16 protein-coding genes and 1 pseudogene are annotated in these 20,864 nt (G+C 66.4%); 10 read left to right on the plus strand and 7 right to left on the minus strand.

The genetic code is table 11. From position 1 onward, the window contains the following. Nucleotides 1-679, plus strand: a 679-nt coding sequence (locus C167_RS0101410; RefSeq protein ID WP_017516494.1) for an alpha/beta hydrolase, incomplete at its 5' end; no start/stop codon positions are given. A gap of 144 nt (nucleotides 680-823) precedes the next feature. Here the strand turns inward: C167_RS0101410 and C167_RS0101415 are convergent. Continuing rightward, nucleotides 824-1,717 carry a LysR family transcriptional regulator gene (locus C167_RS0101415; RefSeq protein WP_017516495.1) on the minus strand — a complete coding sequence of 298 codons (894 nt, stop codon included), beginning with the start codon at nucleotides 1,715-1,717 and terminating at the stop codon, nucleotides 824-826. A gap of 89 nt (nucleotides 1,718-1,806) precedes the next feature. Here C167_RS0101415 and C167_RS0101420 point away from each other — a divergent pair, with 89 nt between their 5' ends. Next, entirely contained in the window at nucleotides 1,807-2,583 is a 777-nt protein-coding gene (locus C167_RS0101420) for an NAD(P)H-dependent oxidoreductase (protein ID WP_017516496.1), read from the plus strand. An 85-nt stretch (nucleotides 2,584-2,668) separates the two neighbouring features. On the opposite strand, the gene C167_RS0101425 is transcribed toward C167_RS0101420, so the two are convergent. Next, complete coding sequence (locus tag C167_RS0101425) at nucleotides 2,669-3,484, minus strand: aminotransferase class IV family protein (protein ID WP_017516497.1); 816 nt, start codon at nucleotides 3,482-3,484, stop codon at nucleotides 2,669-2,671. A gap of 125 nt (nucleotides 3,485-3,609) precedes the next feature. Between C167_RS0101425 and gcvA the strand changes: the two genes are divergently transcribed. Then, on the plus strand, nucleotides 3,610-4,524 hold the full coding sequence (gene gcvA / locus C167_RS0101430) for a transcriptional regulator GcvA (RefSeq protein WP_017516498.1): 915 nt from the start codon (nucleotides 3,610-3,612) through the stop codon (nucleotides 4,522-4,524). A 90-nt stretch (nucleotides 4,525-4,614) separates the two neighbouring features. After that, on the plus strand, nucleotides 4,615-4,956 hold the full coding sequence (locus C167_RS0101435; RefSeq protein ID WP_017516499.1) for an FKBP-type peptidyl-prolyl cis-trans isomerase: 342 nt from the start codon (nucleotides 4,615-4,617) through the stop codon (nucleotides 4,954-4,956). 3 nt (nucleotides 4,957-4,959) lie between these two features. Here the strand turns inward: C167_RS0101435 and C167_RS0101440 are convergent, their stop codons facing one another. Next, entirely contained in the window at nucleotides 4,960-6,924 is a 1,965-nt protein-coding gene (locus C167_RS0101440; protein ID WP_017516500.1) for a DEAD/DEAH box helicase, read from the minus strand. 166 nt (nucleotides 6,925-7,090) lie between these two features. Here C167_RS0101440 and C167_RS0101445 point away from each other — a divergent pair, with 166 nt between their 5' ends. Next, nucleotides 7,091-7,858 (plus strand): ATP-binding cassette domain-containing protein, encoded by a 768-nt coding sequence (locus tag C167_RS0101445; protein ID WP_017516501.1) that lies wholly within the window; start codon nucleotides 7,091-7,093, stop codon nucleotides 7,856-7,858. Between the two features lie 188 nt (nucleotides 7,859-8,046). On the opposite strand, the gene fhuF is transcribed toward C167_RS0101445, so the two are convergent. The 3 genes from fhuF to C167_RS0101460 all read right to left on the minus strand — a co-directional run bounded on the left by fhuF (nucleotide 8,047) and on the right by C167_RS0101460 (nucleotide 11,252). Beyond that, nucleotides 8,047-8,802 carry a siderophore-iron reductase FhuF gene (gene fhuF, locus C167_RS0101450; RefSeq protein WP_017516502.1) on the minus strand — a complete coding sequence of 252 codons (756 nt, stop codon included), beginning with the start codon at nucleotides 8,800-8,802 and terminating at the stop codon, nucleotides 8,047-8,049. Between the two features lie 31 nt (nucleotides 8,803-8,833). Continuing rightward, on the minus strand, nucleotides 8,834-9,820 hold the full coding sequence (locus tag C167_RS0101455; protein ID WP_017516503.1) for a GNAT family N-acetyltransferase: 987 nt from the start codon (nucleotides 9,818-9,820) through the stop codon (nucleotides 8,834-8,836). A 97-nt stretch (nucleotides 9,821-9,917) separates the two neighbouring features. After that, nucleotides 9,918-11,252, minus strand: a complete 1,335-nt coding sequence (locus C167_RS0101460) for a lysine N(6)-hydroxylase/L-ornithine N(5)-oxygenase family protein (protein WP_017516504.1) — start codon at nucleotides 11,250-11,252, stop codon at nucleotides 9,918-9,920. A gap of 670 nt (nucleotides 11,253-11,922) precedes the next feature. On the opposite strand from C167_RS0101460, the gene C167_RS0101470 reads away from it, so the two are divergent. The 5 genes from C167_RS0101470 (at nucleotide 11,923) to fhuB (ending at nucleotide 20,593) form a co-directional block, all read left to right on the plus strand. Then, complete coding sequence (locus tag C167_RS0101470) at nucleotides 11,923-12,951, plus strand: FecR family protein (RefSeq protein WP_017516506.1); 1,029 nt, start codon at nucleotides 11,923-11,925, stop codon at nucleotides 12,949-12,951. A 378-nt stretch (nucleotides 12,952-13,329) separates the two neighbouring features. Then, on the plus strand, nucleotides 13,330-15,018 hold the full coding sequence (locus C167_RS0101475) for a cyclic peptide export ABC transporter (protein ID WP_017516507.1): 1,689 nt from the start codon (nucleotides 13,330-13,332) through the stop codon (nucleotides 15,016-15,018). A gap of 150 nt (nucleotides 15,019-15,168) precedes the next feature. Then, nucleotides 15,169-17,559 (plus strand): TonB-dependent siderophore receptor, encoded by a 2,391-nt coding sequence (locus C167_RS0101480; protein WP_017516508.1) that lies wholly within the window; start codon nucleotides 15,169-15,171, stop codon nucleotides 17,557-17,559. A gap of 126 nt (nucleotides 17,560-17,685) precedes the next feature. Continuing rightward, nucleotides 17,686-18,591 carry an ABC transporter substrate-binding protein gene (locus tag C167_RS0101485; RefSeq protein WP_017516509.1) on the plus strand — a complete coding sequence of 302 codons (906 nt, stop codon included), beginning with the start codon at nucleotides 17,686-17,688 and terminating at the stop codon, nucleotides 18,589-18,591. Further along, nucleotides 18,584-20,593 carry a Fe(3+)-hydroxamate ABC transporter permease FhuB gene (gene fhuB / locus C167_RS0101490; RefSeq protein ID WP_017516510.1) on the plus strand — a complete coding sequence of 670 codons (2,010 nt, stop codon included), beginning with the start codon at nucleotides 18,584-18,586 and terminating at the stop codon, nucleotides 20,591-20,593. Before C167_RS0101485 ends, fhuB begins: the two co-directional genes overlap by 8 nt. 60 nt (nucleotides 20,594-20,653) lie before the next feature. Here the strand turns inward: fhuB and C167_RS0101495 are convergent. Next, nucleotides 20,654-20,864 (minus strand): annotated as a pseudogene (locus tag C167_RS0101495) (catechol 1,2-dioxygenase); the annotation flags it as partial.

The following is a 20,864-nucleotide window of genomic DNA, read 5'->3' on the forward strand; positions in this document are numbered from 1 at the left end:
CTACCCGCTGGTATGGATGCTCGACGGTAACGCCGCCCTCGGCGCACTCGACGAACAACTGCTGGCCGACCTGAACGACGGCCGCGCCCCGCTGCTGGTCGCCGTCGGCTACCAGACGCCTCTGCGCATCGACCGGGCGAGCCGCACCCGCGACTACACTCCGCCGCGCCCGCCGCTGGCGGAGCAGAAAGACCCGCTCACCGGCGACCCCAGCGGTGGCGCCGACGCCTTCCTCGACCTGATGCGTGACCGGATGCTGCCGGCGGTGGCCGCGCAGGCGCCCATCGACCGTGCGCAGCAGACGCTCTGGGGCCATTCCTACGGCGGCCTGCTGACGCTTCACGCGTTGCTCACCCGGCCGCAACAGTTCAGTTTCTACGCTCCGGCCAGCCCTTCGCTGTGGTGGGGCGACGGCGCCATCCTCAAGGAGCAGGACGGCTTCGCCCAGCGGCTGGCCGGCCACTCTGCGCAACTGCTGCTGATGCGCGGCGGCAAGGAGCCCTTCAAGCCACGCGAGGACATCACCCCCAGCGCGCCCCGCGCCGCCCAGCAACTGGTGGAAGATGTCGCCAAGGTGCCGGGCATGCAGGCCCGTTTCCATGCCTTCGATGGCATGAGTCATGGGCAGACGCTGGAGGCTTCACTGCAGTACCTGTTGCGGACGCGGTTTACCCAGTGACCTGACGCGCCGCCTCCCGAAGAGCGCGGCACTTCGCCGGAGCTACCTGTAGGAGCGAGCTTGCTCGCGAACACGAACTCCCCGACCACTTCGGTGCTGGGCGGTGGTTCGCGAGCAAGCTCGCTCCTACCAAAGCATCAACGCTCAGACTGATGCCGCAATCTGCTCGCGCAACCACCGATGCGCCGGGTCACGGTGCGAGCGTTCGTCCCAGAGCATCGACATCTCGTATCCCGGCACTTCCACCGGCGCCTCCACCACGCGCAACGCCGGGTTATTGCGTACCAGCCGCGCCGGCACCATGGCCACCAGGTCGCTGCTGGCCAACGCCGAAATGACGAAGAGGAAATGCGGCACCGACAAGGCCACGCGCCGGCTCAGGCCAACCGCCGCCAGCACTTCGTCGGTCACGCCGCTGAAGCCGCCGCCATCGGGCGACACCATCACATGCTCCAGCTGGCAGAACTGCGCCAGGCTCGGCTTGCGCCTGAGCTTCGGGTGCCCGGCGCGGCCGGCCAGCACATAGCGTTCGCTGAACAGCGTACGGCGGCGCATGCCTGGCGGGCTGCCTTCGGTGGTATGGAAGGCCAGGTCGATATCGCCCTGCTCCGCCTGCCGGGCGATGCGCAGCGGCGAGAGCTCCAGCAGGGCCAGGCGGGTGCCCGGCGCGCTGCCGCGAATGGCGCTCAAGGCCGGCAGCAGGATGGTCGATTCGCCGTAGTCCGTCGCCGCGATGCGCCAGGTGTTGTCCGCCTGGGCCGGGTCGAAAGGCGCTGAGGGCGCCACCGCCTGCTCCAGCGCCTCCAGGGCGATGCGCAAGGGTTCGCGCAAGGATTCGGCCCGCGCCGTCGGGCGCATGCCGCGCGGGCCAGGCAGCAGCAACGGGTCGTCGAAGATGTCGCGCAGCTTGGCCAGGTGCACGCTTACCGAGGGCTGCGAGAAATTCAGCCGTTCGGCCGTACGGGTGACGTTGTGCTCGGAGAGCAGCACATCCAGGGTCACCAGCAGATTGAGGTCGAGCCTGCGCAGATTATTCATTCATATGCCTGGAATACTGGATATTCATTTCAACTATATCTCGCTCACACGCATCCTGCGTCCATCCCACCGCTCGCAGGAGAAACGTCATGAACGTACTGATTGTCCATGCACACCCCGAACCGCGCTCGCTCAATGGATCGCTGAAGGATTTCGCGGTGCGCCGCCTGCAGGCCGCTGGCCATGAAGTGCAGGTATCCGACCTCTACGCGATGAACTGGAAAGCCACACTGGACGCGTCCGACAGCCTCGACCGCGATCCCGAGGGGCGTTTCGATCCATCGCTGGACTCCAAGCTCGCCTACGCCGCCGGCCGGCAGAGCAGTGATATCGCCACCGAACAGGAAAAACTGCGCTGGGCCGACACGCTGATCCTGCAGTTCCCGCTGTGGTGGTTCAGCATGCCGGCGATCCTCAAGGGCTGGGTCGAACGGGTCTACGCCTACGGTTTCGCCTATGGCGTGGGCGAGCACTCCGATGCCCGCTGGGGCGACCGCTACGGGGAAGGCAACCTGGCCGGCAAGCGCGCCATGCTGGTGGTCACCACCGGTGGCTGGGAGTCGCACTACAGCGCGCGCGGCATCAACGGGCCGATCGATGACCTGCTGTTCCCGATCCACCACGGTGTGCTGCACTACCCCGGTTTCGAGGTCCTGCCGCCCTACCTGGTCTATCGCACCAGCCGCGTGGATGCCGAGCGCTACGCGCAGATCGAGCGGGAACTGGGCGAGCGACTGGACACCCTCCAGACCACCCCACCCATTCCCTTCCGCCGGCAGAATGGCGGCGACTACGAGATTCCCGCGCTGACCTTGCGGGAAGAGATCAATCAGGGCGCCACTGGCTTCGCTGCGCATCTGGATTGACCTTATGTTCGCGAGCAAGCTCGCTCCTACAGGGTCAAGCACGCGGCTTTTTGTAGGAGCGAGCTTGCTCGCGAACCACCCAACCTCAGGGCTTCACGCGAGGCTCCGCCTCGAAGGCATGGCGCAGCAGCTCGACGAATTCCGGCGCAGAGGGGATTTCCACGTCACCGATGCGGTTCACCGGTACTGCCGGCGTCCAGGAGTTCATCACCACCGCGCCGCTCAGGCCGGGCAGGTCCTGAAGGTCGATGGCACGCGTGACCTGGCGCACGCCCAGCTGTTCCAGTTGCCGCTGGAGAATGCCCATGGTGGTGCCGGTGAGCATCTTCGCCCGCGGCCAGATCACCGTTTCGCCATCCCAGAACGCCAGGTTCCAGATGGTCGCCTCGCTGAAGCGGCCACGGTGGTCGGTGAACACCGCATCGTCGAAACCGCCGGCCACCGCTTCGCGCAGGTACCAGGTCTTGGCGATCTCGCCGACGTGCTTGATCTCCGCCAGCACCCGCTCGTGCCCGACAATGGCCAGCGACAGCGGCCCCAGCGGCCCATCCGATGGCGGCGCGGTGCGCACCAGCAACTCGGGCCGGTGCTCGGGACCGGCGACGGTGAATTCCCCGGCAGGCGAGTACACCGTCGCCATCAGCGAAGTATCGTCCGGCGCCTGCTCCAGGGCGGCGCGCAACGCCGCGCGGATTTCCTCGTCGGCATGGCTCTGGCCGAACAGCCGCTGCGAGGCATTGCGCAGGCGCTGCAGATGCAGGTCCAGCCCACGGATACCGCCGCCGCGCACCTGCATGGCGGTGAAGTGCGCGTAGCCTGCGAAGGCCAGGGGCGCCAGGTCGTCGGCGCTGGCGGGTTGGGCATTGCGTTGGGTGATATGGGGGTGAATGGCGGCGGACATGGGGTTGGCTTCCTCTGCTCGACTGTTTTCTGGGGGATCTTCAAGGTGATCCCACTATCGACCTTTGACGAAGCCTGGAGAAACGAGTATTTCTCGACGGATCATCAAGCAGGATTTGAAGATCGATGAGCCGTTCCTTTCCCGGCATCCGCTCGCTGCGCACCTTCGAGGCCGCCGGCCGCCACCTGAACTTCACCCGCGCCGCGGAAGAAGTCGGCCTCACGCCGGCGGCGGTCAGCCACCAGATCAAGGAGCTGGAAGACCAGCTCGGCCTCGGCCTGTTCGTGCGCACCAGCCGCAGCATCCAGCTGACTCCGGCGGGCGCGCTACTGCTGGAGGCGGCGGCGGAATCCCTCGGCCTGCTGCACCGTGCCACCGTGCGGGCGCGGCGACTGGCGCGCACCTCGGAACAACTCCGGGTCTCGCTCACCGCGCGCTTCGCCACCCACTGGCTGCTGCCGCGCCTGCCGCAGTTCCGCGCGCTGCATCCAGGGCTGAAACTCAGCTTCGACGTCAGCGACGAACTGCGCGACTTCGCCGTCGACGATATCGACCTCGCCATCCGCTTCGGCAGCGGGCGCTACCCCGGTCTGCAGGCCGAGCGCCTGTTCGATACCCAGATAATCCCGGTGTGCTGCCCGAGCCTGCTGGAAGACGGCCCGCCCCTGCGCGAGCCGCGCGACTTGAAGGCCCACACCTTGTGTCACGTGGTCTGCGAAACCGAGGGCGCACCCTGGCCGGACTGGTCGCGCTGGATGGCGGCAGCCGGCGTGGAGGACTTCGACGCCAGCGGCTGCGTTACCTTCGAGGACACCAGCCACGTGGTGCAGGCGGTGCTCGAAGGCGGCGCAGTCGGGCTGGCCGATCACGCCATGGTCGCCCGCGAGCTGGAACAGGGCCTGCTGGTGCAGCCGTTCGACCTGGGCGTGCAAGTCGCCGAGGACTACGCCTACAACCTGGTCTATCCACTGGCCAGTGCGGACGAACCGCGGATCAAGGCCTTCCGCGAATGGATTCTCGGCGAAATGGCCCTGGGCTGATCACTGCGGCAGCTTGCAAAGGCTGGGCTTTCCTGCGAAAACGCACGCCCGCGCGGCGCTCGTGCCGCACCCGCAGCAATGGAGGACGCCATGAGCAGCGAACTGCAGATCGAAGATATCGTCGTGGGCGACGGCAAGACCGTGGTCAAGGGCGCCCTGATCACCACCCAGTACAAGGGCACCCTGGAAGATGGCACCGTCTTCGACTCGTCCTACGACAAGGGCCGCCCCTTCCAGTGCGTGATCGGCACCGGTCGGGTGATCAAGGGCTGGGACATCGGCCTGATGGGCATGAAGGTCGGCGGCAAGCGCAAGCTGTTCGTGCCCGCGCACCTGGCCTACGGCGAGCGCCAGGTGGGCGCACACATCCAGCCCAACTCCAACCTGCTGTTCGAGATCGAACTGCTGGAAGTCCTCACCCGCGACGATTGAACCTCACGCCGGCGCAGATTCCACGCTGCGCCGCATCGCCAGGATCGCCGTCGGCCCCTGGGCCTTGCGGGTGAACCAGAAGACCCGGCTCACGCCTCGGGTGATCGCCACGTAGGCCAGGCGCAGCTGCTCGTCCTGCTGGGCCTGGTCGTAGCTGCTGGCGAAGAAGCCGCAAGCCGCATACAACGCACTGCGCAGCGGGTGTTTTTCCGGTGGCGCGCAGTCGTCGAGGATGATCGCCACTTCCGCCTGCAGGCCCTTGGCGCGGTGTATGGTCATGCCCTTCACCGGCAGCTTACGGTCCAGTTCGCCGAGAATGGTCTGCAGGATTTCGTTGCGCCGGCTGAGCAGCAGCACGGCGGTCTTCTCCTTCGATCCGTGCGCGGCGACGTGCTCGCACTGCCTGCGGACCTCCTCCAGCAGGATCGGCAGGTTCTTGCGCGCATCGAAGCGCTGCACCAGCTTCACCCCGTGGTCGCCCGCCTCCGCCGACTTGAAGGCACGACAGGTCTTGGCCTGCTTGTTGGCCACGCCCACCAGCACACGCTCACCGTCACGAATCACCGGGTCGATGCTGCGGTAGTTGGTTTCCAGCAGCAGCACGCGGCTCTTGCGCCGCCCCTTGCTGGGAAAATGCCGGTCGAAGTCCATGAACAGTTCCGGCGAGCTGCCGCGCCAGGCATAGATGGACTGCCAGTCATCGCCGATGGCCATCAGGCTGACCGCCTCGCCGCGCTTGGCCAGATCGCGGTGCAGCGCCTGCAGCCACAATACGATCTGCGGCGACACGTCCTGGAACTCGTCGATCAGCAGGTGCTGGAAGGGTGCCAGGGCCTCGGCCGGCAGCTTGCCGTCGCCAAGCAGGTCGGTCAGGCGCTGGAAGGCCCGGTTGAAGGTCAGCAGGCCCTGCTCCTGCAATGCGGCATCGAAGGCCGCCCAGAACAGTTGCAGCGCCTGGACGAACTGGCGCTCGCGCGGGGGGCAGGCGAGCTTGTTCGGCTGCAGCCGGTCGATGCGCAGGCCGATGCTCTCGATGAAGCCGGACTGGGCATGGAAAGCCTCGAACAGCGGCAGCGGGGTGAACTCGCCCGAGAGCTTGAAGGCATCCAGCGGCGCCTTGCCGATGCGCGGCGGCTTGCCGTCTTCGCCGGCTTCAGGCGGTGGCGGCAGCTGCAGCAATTGGTGCACCAGCACGCGGAACGGCGCCTGCTCGGCGTAGCACTGGTGGTAGACCTGCTTGAGCAATCGTTGCTGCACCGGGCGCAGGCGGCCGGCGAGCAAGGGGTTGTCCAGTTCATCGGCTGGGGCGCGCTCGTCCAACTGTTCGAACCAGCGCGGATTCTTCAGCGCGACCTTTGCAAGCGTGCCCATTGCCGAGTGAAAGGTGCGCACGCACTGCCGCGCCTGCGCCGCATCGAACGCATGGCCCCAGTAGCCGAGGACTTTCACCAGTTGCTCGCGCAGTTGCGCGCAGGAAGCGTTGGTGAAGGAAATCACCGTCACCTTCTCGGCGTCTATCCCCAGATGGCAGAGCATGTAGACCACCCGCAGCACCAGGGTGGTGGACTTGCCGGAGCCGGCGCCGGCGAAGATTCGGGTCAGCGGCTCGGGCGCAAGGATCATCGCCCACTGCTCGTCCGATGGCAGGCTGACGATCCCGTGGGCAGCGGCCTGGGCCACGCGCTGGCGCATGTCGAGGGCGTGCTGCTCGTCCGGCGCGCTGGCGCTGCCGTAGATGCCGGCGGCAGCCGGGGCGCGCGGGCGTTTGGACGCAGGCGAGTCGTCGTCCTTCCTGGCCTTGGCAGTACGCTTGGCCGGCGCCCTGGCCTTGCCCTTCGCCTTGCCGCGCGCCCCTGGTTTGGGTTGCGCCGCTTCGCGCTCGTCGCGCAGGTATTGGGTGGTACGGGGGAAATAACGCGCAAGGGCTTCGGCAACCAGCCGCTTGTAGCGTTCGACAGCAGACTCCATGGGTCCTACCAGATCATGTACGACGTTGAATCATAAGCGGTTTGCGACAGTGACAGGCAACCCATACGGCGGTTCCGCCAGGCCTGGGAAAATTGATAACCATTAGCAATTGGATTAGAGTCGGTCTCCCGCTTTTTCCGGCCACGCCTCCCCTACGGATGACCCCATGTTCGAACTGGAAAATGTCAGTTTCAGCGTCCCCGGTCGCACCCTCCTGCAACCGCTGAGCCTGCAACTGGCGGACGGCAACATGATCGGCCTGATCGGCCACAACGGTTCGGGCAAATCGACCCTGCTCAAGCTCCTGGCTCGCCAGCAGCAGGCCAGCGGCGGCAGCATCCGCCTGGACGGCAAGCCGCTGCAGGACTGGGGCAACCGCGACTTCGCGCGCCAGGTGGCGTACCTGCCGCAGCAGTTGCCGCAGACCGACGGCCTGACCGTACGCGAGCTGGTCGCCTTCGGCCGTTATCCCTGGCACGGCGCTCTCGGCCGTTTCACCGGCGACGACCGTCAGCAGATCGACCGCGCGCTGGACCTCACCGACACCCTCGCCTTCGCCGGGCGCCCGGTGGACCTGCTCTCCGGTGGCGAACGCCAGCGCGTCTGGCTGGCCATGCTGCTGGCGCAGAACAGCCGCTACCTGCTGCTGGACGAACCGACTTCGGCGCTGGACATCGCCCACCAGGTGGAAGTGCTTTCCCGCGTCCACGAGCTCAGCCGCGAGCTCGGCCTGGGCGTGCTGGTGGTGCTGCATGACATCAACATGGCGGCGCGCTACTGCGACCACCTCATCGCCCTGCACGGCGGTCGCCTGCTGGCCCAGGGCACGCCGGCCGAGCTGATGCGCGGCGAAACGCTGGAAGACATCTACGGCATTCCCATGGGTGTGCTGAGCAATCCGGTCGACGGGTCGCCCATCAGTTATTTGCGTTGAGTTACTGAACGCGGAATCAACCTGCGAATCCACAGCAGCGTCCGCGATGTGTCTGCCTCGCGCCAAGCTTTCCCGCACCCGGAGACGATGTGCCGTACGGGTTCGCGAGCAAGCTCGCTCCTGCCGGCGCCCGGGTAAACCTGTAGGAGCGAGCTTGCTCGCGGACAAAGCTTCCACAGACTGGGGGGTTAAAGGTCGCTCAGCTGGGCCGGCGGCTCATCGATCAGCGGGCAGTTGTCGCAGTGTCCGATGCTGCCCAGCCGGTAGCGTATGCAGCACGTCCGGCGCTGCCGCCAGAGCCCGTCCGGGCGCTGCTCGCACGATACCTCGACATACTGGACCGGCTTGTACAGCGGATTGCGCATGCCGTCCGGACGGCGCTCGGTCTCCAGTAGCTCGCGGCCGTGGCCGAGCATCGGGGCCAGCGGCGGCAGCCTGGCCATCTCGCCGATGAACCACTCGAAGTAGTTGCCGGCGTTGCTCCAGAGCACCTTGGGCGACAGGCGCACCTCAGCGGCCAGTGCTTGCACGAAGGGTTGCAGATGATCTTCCAGCAGATGGGCAAAGCGCTGGAACGGGTCGTCCGGCGGCGCGGCGAAAGGCCCGCCCTCCCCCGTTAACTTGAACGCCTGGGGAATGCCTTGGGCGTCCAGTACCACCTCCACGTCATCGAGCGCCAACGGCAGAGTGCGACCGAGTACGAGCGCGGCAGCCACCACCGGCGGAATGAGGCGTACCAGGTACCACTTGGACCACTGCGAAGCCAGCGCGCGCCGGTCGCCATCGGCGTGGGGCGGGTCGAAGCGGCGCAGCACGCTGTCGAGCATTTCCCGCTCAAGCAAGGCGCGCGCCGAGACAGCGGGACGGGGATCGTCGCGGGTCACCAGCACCTCGCGGTAGCTGGCGAACTCGCCGAAATACAGCGGCGCGAGGGCTGCGATCACCGGCAGCCCTCGCTCACGCGGCGAGCCGCTGTCAGCACAGGCTGCAACGCTCGAAGAAGGTTTCCCGGCTCTGCACCATCAGCGCGGCGCGCTTGTGCGGGAAGTTGAACTCCTTCTCGCGCCAGAAACCCAGGCGCTGCATGTGGCCGATCATCTTCGCATTGTCCGCGCGCGGCTCGGCGACGATGCGCCGGGTGCGGGGGTCGTCCAGCAGCAGGTAGTGCACCAGGGCGGTCATCCAGCTTTCCACCTTGTGCGGACCGCGATGGCTGTCCTCGCCCACCAGCATGTGGATGCCACGGTCGTAGTCGTCCACCTCATAGAACGGCGCGATGCGGTCTTCCTTGGCCCAGTAGGCTTCGTAGTAGGCGAAGGGTTCGTCGTCGATGCAGCCGATCAGGGCAGTGGTGTGCGGGTCGGCGGCGCCTTTTTCCAGATAGGCGCGATGCTGCTCCAGGGTGCCGCCTTCCTGCCAGAACTCCAGCACGCGCGGGCTGTTCTGCCAGCGGCTGAAGCGCTCCAGGTCCAGTTCGATATCCAGGGTGCGCAGGGAAATCCACTGCCCCAGCCTGGCGTCGAAGCGCCGATAGACCTCGCCCTGCGGTTTGGGCGCGCGCAACGGATGACGACGCCCGTTGCTCATGCGGTAGACCTGCGGGTAGTTGGCGCTGGTCGCGCCCTTGTGCCAGGCAGCCCCCAGTTGCCAGAAGGCCGTACGCTCGATCTGCAGGCGTCCGCCGACTTCATCTCGGCTCACCAGGCCTTTCGCGAGCGCCTCGGCGGGCACGCTGGCGGCGGCGAACTGCACGCGCTCGCTCTGTACATCGCCTGCGAAGGTCCAGTAGGCCAGCGCCCACAGCGCCTCCACGGACGGGGCGGAGCTCAGTTGCCAGCACTCGCCTTCAAGCTGCGCGCTGAGCAGCGGCTGGCCGTCGAGCAGCAGGGTCAGGCCTTGGGTGCCCCGGTCGGTGGAGAGCGTGCGGCCGTCAGGCAATGGAAGCGAGAAGCTGGGCGTCATGGTGGGTTCCCTTTCGTGAATGCAACGACCCCGCCCGTTTGACGAGCAGGGTCGGCGGAAATTTAGTCGGCCCGGAAATCGATTGCGGGCCTGCGGATCACGCGCTTTCCGCAGTCAGCGGGCGCGTCGGCTTATGCGCGGTCTCGTGCGGCGGCAGGTGTTCGAACATCGAGGCGGCGATTTCCTGCGCGCGCATCGGCAGCACCGACAGCAGCGTGTCGCTCAGGCCATGGCTGTCCTGGGTGAAGCCTTGCAGGTAGATGCCGGCGTGCAGGCGCTCGTCGGCCAGTACGCGGTAATCGCGGCCCACTTCGAAGTCGCCCAGGTAGTCCTGCAGCGGTGCGAGCAGTTCGCGGTGCGACTTGCGCTCGTAGCCGGTGGCGAGGATCACCGCGTCGTAGCGATGGGTTTCCACGGCGCCGGTGGCGCTGTCGCGCAGGGTCAGTTCGATGCCTTCGGCGTCGGCCTTGGCCGCCTCCACAGTGCGCCGGCAGAGGAAAGCGTGGCGGTCGACGCCGGCCACCTTCTGCCGGTAGAAGATGCCGTAGATTCGCTCGATCAGGTCCAGGTCCACCACCGAGTAGTTGGTGTTGTGGAACTCCTGGATCAGTTTCTCGCGCTCGGCCTTGGGCTCGTTGAACACCAGGTCGGTGTAGCGCGGGGCGAAGATCTCGTTGACGAAGGGGCTGTCGTCGGCCGGCTTGAGCACCGCCGCGCGCAGAACCATGTCGACCTTCACCGAAGGGAAGCTGTCGTTCAGGTCGATGAAGGCTTCGGCCGCGCTCTGGCCGCCGCCGATCACCGCGATGCGCATCGGCTCGTTCTGGTTGCAGCGCTGCTTGGCCATGCACTCCAGGTAACGGGCGTGGTGGAACACGCGCGGGTCTTCGCGCAGGTGGTTGAAGGCCGACGGGAAGCGCGGTGTTCCCCCGGTACTCACTACCACGCTGCGCGCCAGGCGGAAGCGCTCGTGGCCGCGGGCATCGCTGGAGATGACCTTCACCAGTTCGATGCCATCCGGCCCCTGCACCGGTTCGACGCGGCTGACGGTCTCGCCGCAGACGCGCTGCTCGGCGAACTGATCGCTGACCCAGCGCAGGTAGTCGTTGTACTCCATTCGGCACGGGTAGAAGGTGCCCAGGTTGGTAAAGTCGATCAGCCGACCCATGGCGTGCAGGTAGTTGACGAAGCTGTAGGGGCTGGTGGGGTTGCGCAGGGTCACCAGGTCCTTGAGGAAGGAAATCTGCAGCTCGCTCTGCGCCACCAGGGTGTTGCCGTGCCAGCGGTAGTCGGCCTGCTTGTCGAGGAACAGTGCGTGGTAGTGGCGACCCTCGCGTCGCGCCTGCTCCTGCAGGGCGATCGCCAGCGCCAGGTTGGAGGGGCCGAAACCGATGCCGAGCACGTCGTAGGTCGGGGTGATCATCTGGGTCATGGTGCCAATGTCCTGTGTCGCGATGGCCGTGGGGCGTGACCACGCGGGAGTCGGCGGCTTACTGCTCAGCCCTGCCAGGAGCACCCCGCCGCGTGGCGGCCGGCACTCGATCCTGCGTGTCGCCCATGATTTGCGCTGTCGATAGCGCGTTATCTGGAGAGACGAGACAGGCTGTGGGAAATTTAGAATGATTCTCACTAAGTCATGAAAATTTCCAGATGGCGGATGGAAGTCGGCCAGGGGAAATCGTGCGCGACCCGCGCGGGACTAAATACTGGCCGCGCTTGCACGTCTACCGAGGTAAACCGGATCAACATGGAGCGGGCCCCGTCCGCGATGGGGCGCCCAGCTCATGGGACGGATTGGAGCGGCGGGGTCGATCCAGGACAGCGTGCGCTTGTGTCCGCCCCAGGCCTTCAGGCACTGCCGGCAAGGATGCCCATGGCGCGCCTGATCTCGACAGCCCTCCGGCAGTTCGCCAAGGCTGCGGTAGAGAGCGAGTTCCTTGTGCGCCGATGAACGCGCTTTCCACCTCGTCGGGCATCCCACGAAAAACCGTCGAGGCTGCAGCCGCCTGCTGACAGTGCGAGTCGGGCTTATTTATAATCAGTCGCATCAACGCGAAAAGAAAGTGTGATATCGGCCGCCAACGGCCTTACCGAGATGCCCCATGACCAGCTCCCCTTCCCCGTTCGACGATGACCGCATCAGCGCCGAAGCTGCGCACTGGTGCGCGCGTCTGCACGACGAAGAGTGCAGCGATGCCGACCGCGCCGAGTTCGCCCAATGGCTCGCGCTCGACTCGCGGCACGGGGAGGAATACCAGGCCATGCTGGACATCTGGCAACTTTCGGCACTGCTGCCGCGGACCGCACGAAACGCACCGGAACCCGCAGCTCCGGCAGCCCTGCACGAACGCCGCCCCCGCAGCACCGCTCGCCGGCGGCGCAGCAGCGAGCGCATTGCCGCCATCGCGGCCGGCGTGCTGGTCGCCATCGGCGCGATCTGGTCGGCCGGCTGGTCCGCCGGGCTGCTGCCCTCGAAGGTCGGCTACTACGCCGCGCAGCCTGGCGCACGCGAGGTGGAGCTGGCCGATGGCTCGAAAGTCGAACTCAACAGCCACTCGCAGCTTTTCTTCGCCAACTTCCGCGACCGCCGCAGCGCCTGGCTGAAAAGCGGTGGCGAAGCCTACTTCCAGGTCACCCACGACACCCTGCAGCCCTTCTCGGTCTATACCGACAACGGCAGCGTGCGCGTCACCGGAACGCGCTTCAACGTCTGGACCGACCCACAACAGATGCTGGTCACCCTGCTCGAAGGCTCGGTGGTGGTCAGCCCGCCCGACAGCGTCGATGGCAACAGCGCCCAGCTCACGCCGGGCATGCAGGCGCGCTACAGCCAGGGCAGCCAGCGCATCGAACTGGCCCAGGTCGCGCCCGCCGGCGCCATTGCCTGGCTCGAGGGCAAGCTGGTGATCGACGACCTGACGCTGCAATCGGCCATCCCGCTGATCAACCGCTATCTCAAGCAGCCGGTGTTCCTCGAGGACGCCACCGTCGCCGCCATGCGCATCGGCGGCATCTACCGCACCGACGACCTCCAGGCGCTGGTGGACTCATTGCCCAAGGTCCTGCCGCTGGACCTGCACAAGGACAACCAGGGCCGCATGGTGCTCGCCAGCCGCTACGCGCAGCTCTAGATCGCGTCTCCAAGCTGGAGCAGGTCAACTTCCTGGAAAGTTCTGCGCGGCCAGGCTCGGGAATCCCCAATGCCATAACCGTTCGCGAGCTCGCTCGCTCCTACGAAGAGTATTCGCGGCCAGGGCTGGGCTGTAGGAGCGAGGTTGCTCGCGAAATCCTATGCGGCGGAATGTGCAGTCACCGGCAAGCACCGCTCACCAGCGCTTGTCAGCTAGCAATTTCCTATTTGCGAAAAATTCGCAAATTCTCTTCAGTTTTTCCCGCGCTCATTCGTCTTGATAGCAACGATTCGGATTTGCCGATGATCCGCTGATTCGCGCGCCGTCTCGTCCCGTTGTGCGACCTGCTTTCCGACAGGTCGGGTCCAGGAAAAGACGATGCAGACTCCCGTTCCAAGCGCCTTCCGCGAAATGCTCAAGTTGCTGCGGCCGTACTGGCTGCCGCTGGCCCTCGCTACCCTGCTGGGGATTCTTGGCGGTGCCGCGATTACCGCGCTGCTTGCCACCATCAATTACGGCCTGCATTCCGAAGGCGGCATGTCGGCCGCGCTGCTGATGGGTTTCGCCGGCCTGTGCGGCGTAGCCCTGGTCGGCTCGATCATCTCCGACCGCGGCACCAACTATGTCGGCCAGCACGTCATCGCCAGTCTGCGCAAGGACCTGGGCCGCAAGATCATCGCCGCACCCATCGAGCAGATCGAGCGCTACCGCAGCCACCGGCTGATCCCGGTGCTGACCCACGACATCGACACCATCAGCGACTTCGCCTTCGCCTTCGCACCGCTCGCCGTCGCGCTGACCACCACGCTCGGCTGCCTGGGTTACCTGGCCTGGCTGTCGCCACCGATGTTCCTCGCTACCGCCATCGCCATTGTCGTCGGCAGCGCCGTGCAATATGTCGCGAGGGCCAAGGGCATCAAGGGTTTCTTCGAGGCACGGGACAAGGAAGACGAGCTGCAGAAGCACTATCGCGCCATTGCCGAGGGTGCCAAGGAGCTGCGCATCAGTCGCCCGCGCCGCTTCCAGCACTATAGCGAGCGCCTGCAGGGCACCGCCGACGAGATCTGCGACATCCAGCTGCGCTCGATCAATCTGTTCAATGTCGCCAAGGGCTTCGGCTCGACCCTGTTCTTCATCGTCATCGGCGTGGCCCTGGCCTACCAGTCGCTGTGGCCGAGCACCGACCAGGCGACGCTGTCCGGCTTCATTCTGGTGCTGCTGTACATGAAGGGCCCGCTGGAGGGGCTGATCGGCCAGCTGCCGGTGGTGACCCGTGCCCAGGTCGCGTTCCGCCGCATTGCTGAGCTTTCGGTGCGTTTCTCGTCGCCGGAGCCGAACCTCCTGCTGGCCGACGACGGTCGCAAGCCGTTGGACTTCCAGTCCATCGAACTGCGCGAGCTGGTCTACCACTACCCCACCGACGACGGCGTCCGTGGCTTCGGCGTCGGCCCGCTGAACCTGAAGGTCAGTCGAGGCGAAATCCTTTTCATCGCCGGTGAGAACGGTTGTGGCAAGACGACCATGATCAAGCTGCTGCTCGGCCTCTACGCCCCGCGCGGCGGCGAGTTGCTGCTCAACGGCCAGCCGGTGAACGACGCCAACCGCGATGACTACCGCCAGCTGTTCACCACCATCTTCGCCGACTACTTCCTCTTCGAAGACCTGCTCAAGGGCAGCCAGGACATCCCAGCCGAAGCCGGCCGCTACCTCGAGCGCCTGGAGATCGCCCACAAGGTCAGCCTGCAGGGCCAGGAATTCTCCACCACCGACCTCTCGACCGGCCAGCGCAAGCGCCTGGCCCTGGTACAGGCCTGGCTGGAGAAACGCCCGGTACTGGTGTTCGACGAGTGGGCGGCAGACCAGGACCCGGAGTTCCGCCGGATTTTCTACACCGAGCTGCTGCCCGAACTACGAGCCCAGGGCAAGACGCTGATCGTGATCTCCCACGATGACCGCTATTTCGATGTCGCCGATCGCCTGTTGCGCATGAACGCCGGACAGATAGTGGAGATCGAGGACCACCGCGCCACATCGCCTCATGGCGGCTCCGGCGTAGCCATGGGTTGAGCGCCGGGCGGTGCGGCTGGCTGCCCTTCCACCGGTCATTACCGAGCAGAAGAAAGAGCGAACGGATTGTCGCGGTGCCTGCACCGGCCTGCCACACCAAGCTGAATCATTCTTATTAGAAACTGCATTAAGATCATAGGAGCTAAACAAGTGAGTCGCACCCGCACTGCGCTGCAATCCCGGCACCCGGTGAAGCCCCTGGCCCGCCTCGTCCGCGCCACCACCCTGGGGATGGTCCTGACTGCCACCGCCGCTTACGCCGCACCGGTTCGCATCGACATCCCGGCCCAGTCCCTGGCTTCCGCGCTGACCAGCCTGGGCGCGCAGTCGAACCTGCAGATCGTCTTCAACCAGAGCCAGGTGCAGAACCTGCGCGCCCCCGGCGTGCGCGGTGAGATGGAGCCCACCCAGGCGCTGGAGCGCCTGCTGCAGGGCTCCGGGATCAAGTACCAGGTCGAAGGCAGCCGCGTGACCCTGCTGGGCGCCGACTCCGCCAGCAGCGACACGCTGAACATGTCCGCCCAGGTCATCACCGGCGCGGTCGAAGGCGAAGACAGCTACGTGCCGCGCACCTCCAACAGCGGCAGCAAGACCGACACCCCGCTGCTGGAAATCCCCCAGTCGATCTCGGTGATAACCCGCAAGCAGATGGACGCCCAGGGCGCGCAGACCGTGACCGAAGCGCTGCGCTACGTGCCCGGCGTCAAGGTGGAAGCCTATGGCCTGGACCCGAAGGGTTTCGACTGGCTGTACATCCGCGGCTTCAACGCCCAGGCCACCAGCGACTACCTCAACGGCCTGCGTCAGCAGAACAACAGCTACGCCTTCTTTCGCAGCGAGCCCTACGCCTTCGAGCGCATCGACGTGGTCCGCGGCCCGTCCTCCAGCCTGTTCGGCCTGGGCGACGCCGGCGGCATCGTCAACCGTGTGAGCAAGAAGCCCACCGCCGACCATGTCAACGAAGTCCAGCTGACCGGCGGCAACCATGACCGCAAGCAGGGCCAGTTCGACCTCGGCGGCGCGCTGGACGAGCAGAACCAGTTCCTCTACCGCGTGGTGGGCCTGGCCCGCGACTCGAACACCCAGGCCGAATACGACGATGGCCACGAGGTCGAGGACAACCGCTACTACATCGCCCCGTCCTTCACCTGGGCGCCGGACGAAGACACCAGCCTGACGATCCTCACCGACTTCCTGCGCGACCGTAACTCCGGCTCGATCTTCGACTACAGCGTCAACGGCCACCCCACCGGCACGCTGCTGGGCGACCACAACTACAACCACTTCGACCAGGACCAGTACACCCTGGGCTACGAGTTTCGCCACCGCCTGAACGACACCTGGGAATTCCGCCAGAACGCTCGCTACGGCCAGGTCGACCTGATCTTCAACAACCTGCTGCCGCAACTGCAGGTCGGTCGGAACATCATCCGCACGGCGGATCGCTTCGACCAGCACATGGACACCTTCAACCTGGACAACCAGTTGCAGGCCAACTTCGACACCGGCGCCATCAAGCACACCCTGCTGATGGGCGCGGACTACAGCTGGCAGGACGCCAATGTCGCCCGCTGGCGTACCCTAGGCCCGTCGCTGAACCTGGATAACCCGGTCTACGGCCAGAGCGTGCCGCGTCCGAACAAGGGCAACAGCATCCAGTCCATCGACTACGACCAGAACATCGAGCAGATCGGCGCCTACCTGCAGGACCAAGTCAAGTTCGACGACCACTGGATTCTCACCGCCGGCGGCCGCTACGACTATGTGCGCAACGACCTGGACAACCACGTCGGCGCCCACAGCATGCAGAAGGACAACGCCTTCACCGGCCGGGTCGGCCTGACCTACCTGACCGACTTCGGCCTGGCGCCCTACGTCAGCTACTCCGAGTCCTTCGTGCCCAACACCGGCATCAGCTCCGACGGCAGCGCCTTCAAGGCCAGCGAAGCGCACCAGTACGAAGCGGGCGTGAAGTTCCAGCCGGACGAAACCCTGCTGATCACCCTGGCCGCCTACGAGCTGACCAAGGAAAACATCCTCACCAACCAGCTGAACGCCAACGGCGTGCCCACCGGCTTCAGCGAGGCCACCGGCGAACAGCGCTCGCGCGGCATCGAGGCCGAGCTGAAAGCCAAGCTGGACCAGAACTGGGACCTGCTGGCCTCGTACACCTACACCAAGGCCAAGATCACCAAGAGCAACGACGCCAACGAAGGCAACCGCCCGGCCAACGTGCCCGAGCACATGGCCAACGGCTGGCTGAACTACACCTTCCACGAAGGTGCGGTCGACGGCCTCTCCATCGGCGGCGGCGTGCGCTACACCGGCTCGCTCTACGGCAACAACGCCAACACCTACCACGTCGACAACTACACCCTGTTCGACGCCGGCGTGAGCTACCCGCTGAACAAGAACGTGACCCTCTCGGTGAACGCCCAGAACCTGCTGGACGAGGAATATGCCGCGACCTGCGACAGCCCGATCTCCTGCTACCCGGGCCTGCGCCGGACCGTCATGACCAGCGTGAAGTACAGCTGGTAAGGCACTCGTGGAGGCGGCTCGCGTCGCCTCCACGCGCTCTTTCCGGGCTCCCTGTGCGCAGGGGGCCTTTCTTGTTTCAGAAGACTGTTGTTTCAGAAGACTGTTGTTTCAAGCGAGGAGTAGTGCATGTCCCTCACCCGTCGCCATCTGCTGCAGGGGCTCGCCATCGGCGGGCTGGCCTGCGCGTCCGGCCTGCCGGTGTTCGCCGGCGAACGCCTGACGCGGATCGTCGCGCTCAACTGGGTGGCCGCCGAGACGCTGCTGACCCTGGGCGTGCCGCCGCTGGCGATCTCCGACGACCGCTACTACCGGGCGCGCATGCCCACCAAGGCGCTACCGGAAAGCGTGCGCGACGTGGGGCCTTATTGGGAACCGAACCTCGAACTGATCCAACAACTGCAACCGCAACTGATCCTCAGCGATCCGATGACCCCGACCTTGCAGCGGCGGCTCAACGGCATTGCCCCCACCGAGAAAGTCGCGATCTATCCCGCTCCCGAGGGCGCCTGGAAAGCCACTACCGACTTCATGAGCGACCTGGCGCGGCGGCTGGGCATCGAGCAGGTCGCTACCGACTACATCGCCGCGGGCGAACTGCGTCTGGCAGAGCTGCGGGCGAAGCTGGCTCACCGCCACCTGCCCCCCGTGTGTGTCGCCGTACTCAACCAGGACGGCCGTCACGCTGCGGTCTACGGCAGGAACAGCATGGTGCAGGACGTGCTCGACCGCCTCGGCGTCGAGAATGCCTGGCAGGGGCCGGTCGGCCCGGTGGGGCTGGCCATGGTCAGCATCGAGCGGCTGGCCGAGCGCGCGGATGCGCACCTGGTCTACGTCGACATCCCCACCACCTCGGCGCGCCTGCAGAGCCTGCGGCAGCCCAACGACCTGTGGGCCAACCTGCCCGCCGTACGCCGCGGCCACACCCTGACGCTGCAACGCTTCTACCCCTACGCCGGCGCCGCTTCGGTGCTGGACCTGGCCGAGCGCATCGCCGCCTACCTGGACAGCGCCACGGAGCTCGCCGATGTCTGAATCGACCCTCGGTCTCACCGCCCCGCGTAGCGGCCTGCTGCTGGGCCCGGCGCTCTGGACACTGGTACTGGCGCTTCTGGCTGGCCTGCTGGTGTTCCATGGCCTGCAGGGTGCCCTGCCCCGCGACCTCTGGTGGCAGGCGCTGTGGTCGCCGGACCTGGACGACGTGCGCCAGGTACTGCTGCACTTCAGCTTCTTCCCGCGCCTGGCGGTCAGCCTGATGGCCGGCGCCGCACTGGCCCTGGCCGGCACGCTGTTCCAGCAGATCCTCCGCAACCCGCTGGCGGAACCGGTGACGCTGGGGGTTTCGGCCGGCGCCAACCTGGCCCTCTCTGCCGCGACCATCTTCGCCCCTGCCCTGCTGGTGCACGGCCTGGAGGCCGTGACCCTGACCGGCGCGGCGCTGGCCGCCTGCCTGCTGTTCGCGTTTGCCTGGGGTCGCACCCTGTCGCCTTTGCGCTTCATCCTTGCCGGCATGGTGATCAGCCTGTACTGCGTATCGCTCAACGCGCTGCTGGTGCTGTTCAACCACGATTACCTGATCGACCTGCTGCTCTGGCAGGCCGGCTCGTTGAACCAGAGCGGCTGGGACGGCGTGCTTTATCTGGCGCCCCGCCTGGCGGTGGCCATGGTCATCGCAATGCTGATGGCGCGCCCGCTGGCTGCACTGGGGCTGGAGGATGAGGGCGCGGCGGCAGTGGGCGTGAACCTGCTGCGCACGCGCGTCATGGGCCTGGCCGTGGCCGTGGCGTTGAGCGCGTTCGTCACCAGCGCCGTGGGCATGCTGGCTTTCGTCGGCCTGGCCGCGCCGGCCATTGCCCGGTTGTGCGGAGCGCGCACGCTCAGGCAGCGGCTGATCTGGGCGCCGCTGCTGGGTGCCGCACTGCTCTGCGGGGTGGACCAGATCGCCCGCGAACTGTCTCGCTTCGCCGGCGAGATTCCCGCCGGCATCCTCACCGGCGTCTTCAGCGTGCCGCTGCTGCTGTGGCTGCTCAGCCGCCAGCGCAGCGGCGGCATTGTCCCACGCCCGGGAGCGGCCAAGCCGCAGCGCGAGCATCCTTGGCGGTTGATCATCGGTGCAGCGATATTGCTGGGCCTGCTGACATTGCCGGCCATCTACTTCGCGGTGGATGCCAACGGCTGGCACTGGGGCGACGCAGGCCTGAGCGACGCCATCGTGCAATGGCGCTTGCCGCGCGTGCTCGGCTCATTGGCTGCCGGCGCCATGCTCGCCGTGGCCGGCCTGCTGGTGCAACGCCTGACCGGCAACCCCATGGCCAGCCCGGAAGTGCTGGGCGCCACCTCCGGCTCGGCGATCGCCGTGCTGGTGCTGTTCCTGGTGATGCCGCAGCCGCAGGCCTACATGGTCCCGGCCGCCAGCATCGGCGCATTGCTCACCCTCGGGCTGCTGCTGTGGTTCGCCTGGCGCAAGACCTTCAATGCCGAGCGCCTGCTGCTCACCGGCGTGTGCCTGACCACTCTGCTGCACTCGCTGAGCACCCTGCTGCTGGCCAGCGGCGATCCGCGCATGACGGCGATGATGAGCTGGATGACCGGCTCGACCTACCAGGTGGATGGGCTGTCGGCGACCACCGGACTGCTGGTCGGCGCGGTGATGATTGGTGTCAGCCTGCTGCTGGCACGCCCGCTGGACCTGCTGACGCTGGGCAATGGCACGGCGACCGCGTTGGGGCTGAGGCTGCGATTGAGCCACCTGACCATCCTGCTGACAGCCGCCGTGCTCACGGCCACCGCGACCATCATCGTCGGCCCGCTGAGCTTCGTCGGCCTGATCGGCCCGCACATCGCCCGCCACCTCGGCGTACGCCGCGCCGCCCCGCAAGTGCTGCTGAGCGCGGTGGCCGGGGCGCTGATCATGCTGGTGGCGGACTGGCTGGGGCGGAATATCGCCTATCCGTGGCCGGTGTCGGCGGGATTGCTGGCGGCCTTCATCGGCTGCCCGTACTTCCTCTGGCTGATGCATCGCGAGCGACGCGGCTGATAGCAGGCTTGGCATGTGGTTCGGACGCAGTCTTTCCTGGGCTCTTCGTAGGAGCGAGCATCAGGACTGTTGCAAAGCGCGAGGACGGTTGCTGCGGTCTTCCGCTTCAGAGCTGACCGCCTGCTGCAACTGGAAGTCGAACTCGATCTCGGCGAAGCGCCCTTCCACACCGCGCGCCTTGGCCGCTTCCGCGTCCTCGACGAAACGCACCTCGCCGATCAGGCCGTCGCGGGTGGCATAGGCGAAGTCGTCCCACAGGTACTGGTCGCCG

It is taken from the genome of Pseudomonas nitroreducens TX1, assembly GCF_000313755.1.
GTDB lineage: Bacteria > Pseudomonadota > Gammaproteobacteria > Pseudomonadales > Pseudomonadaceae > Pseudomonas > Pseudomonas nitroreducens_A.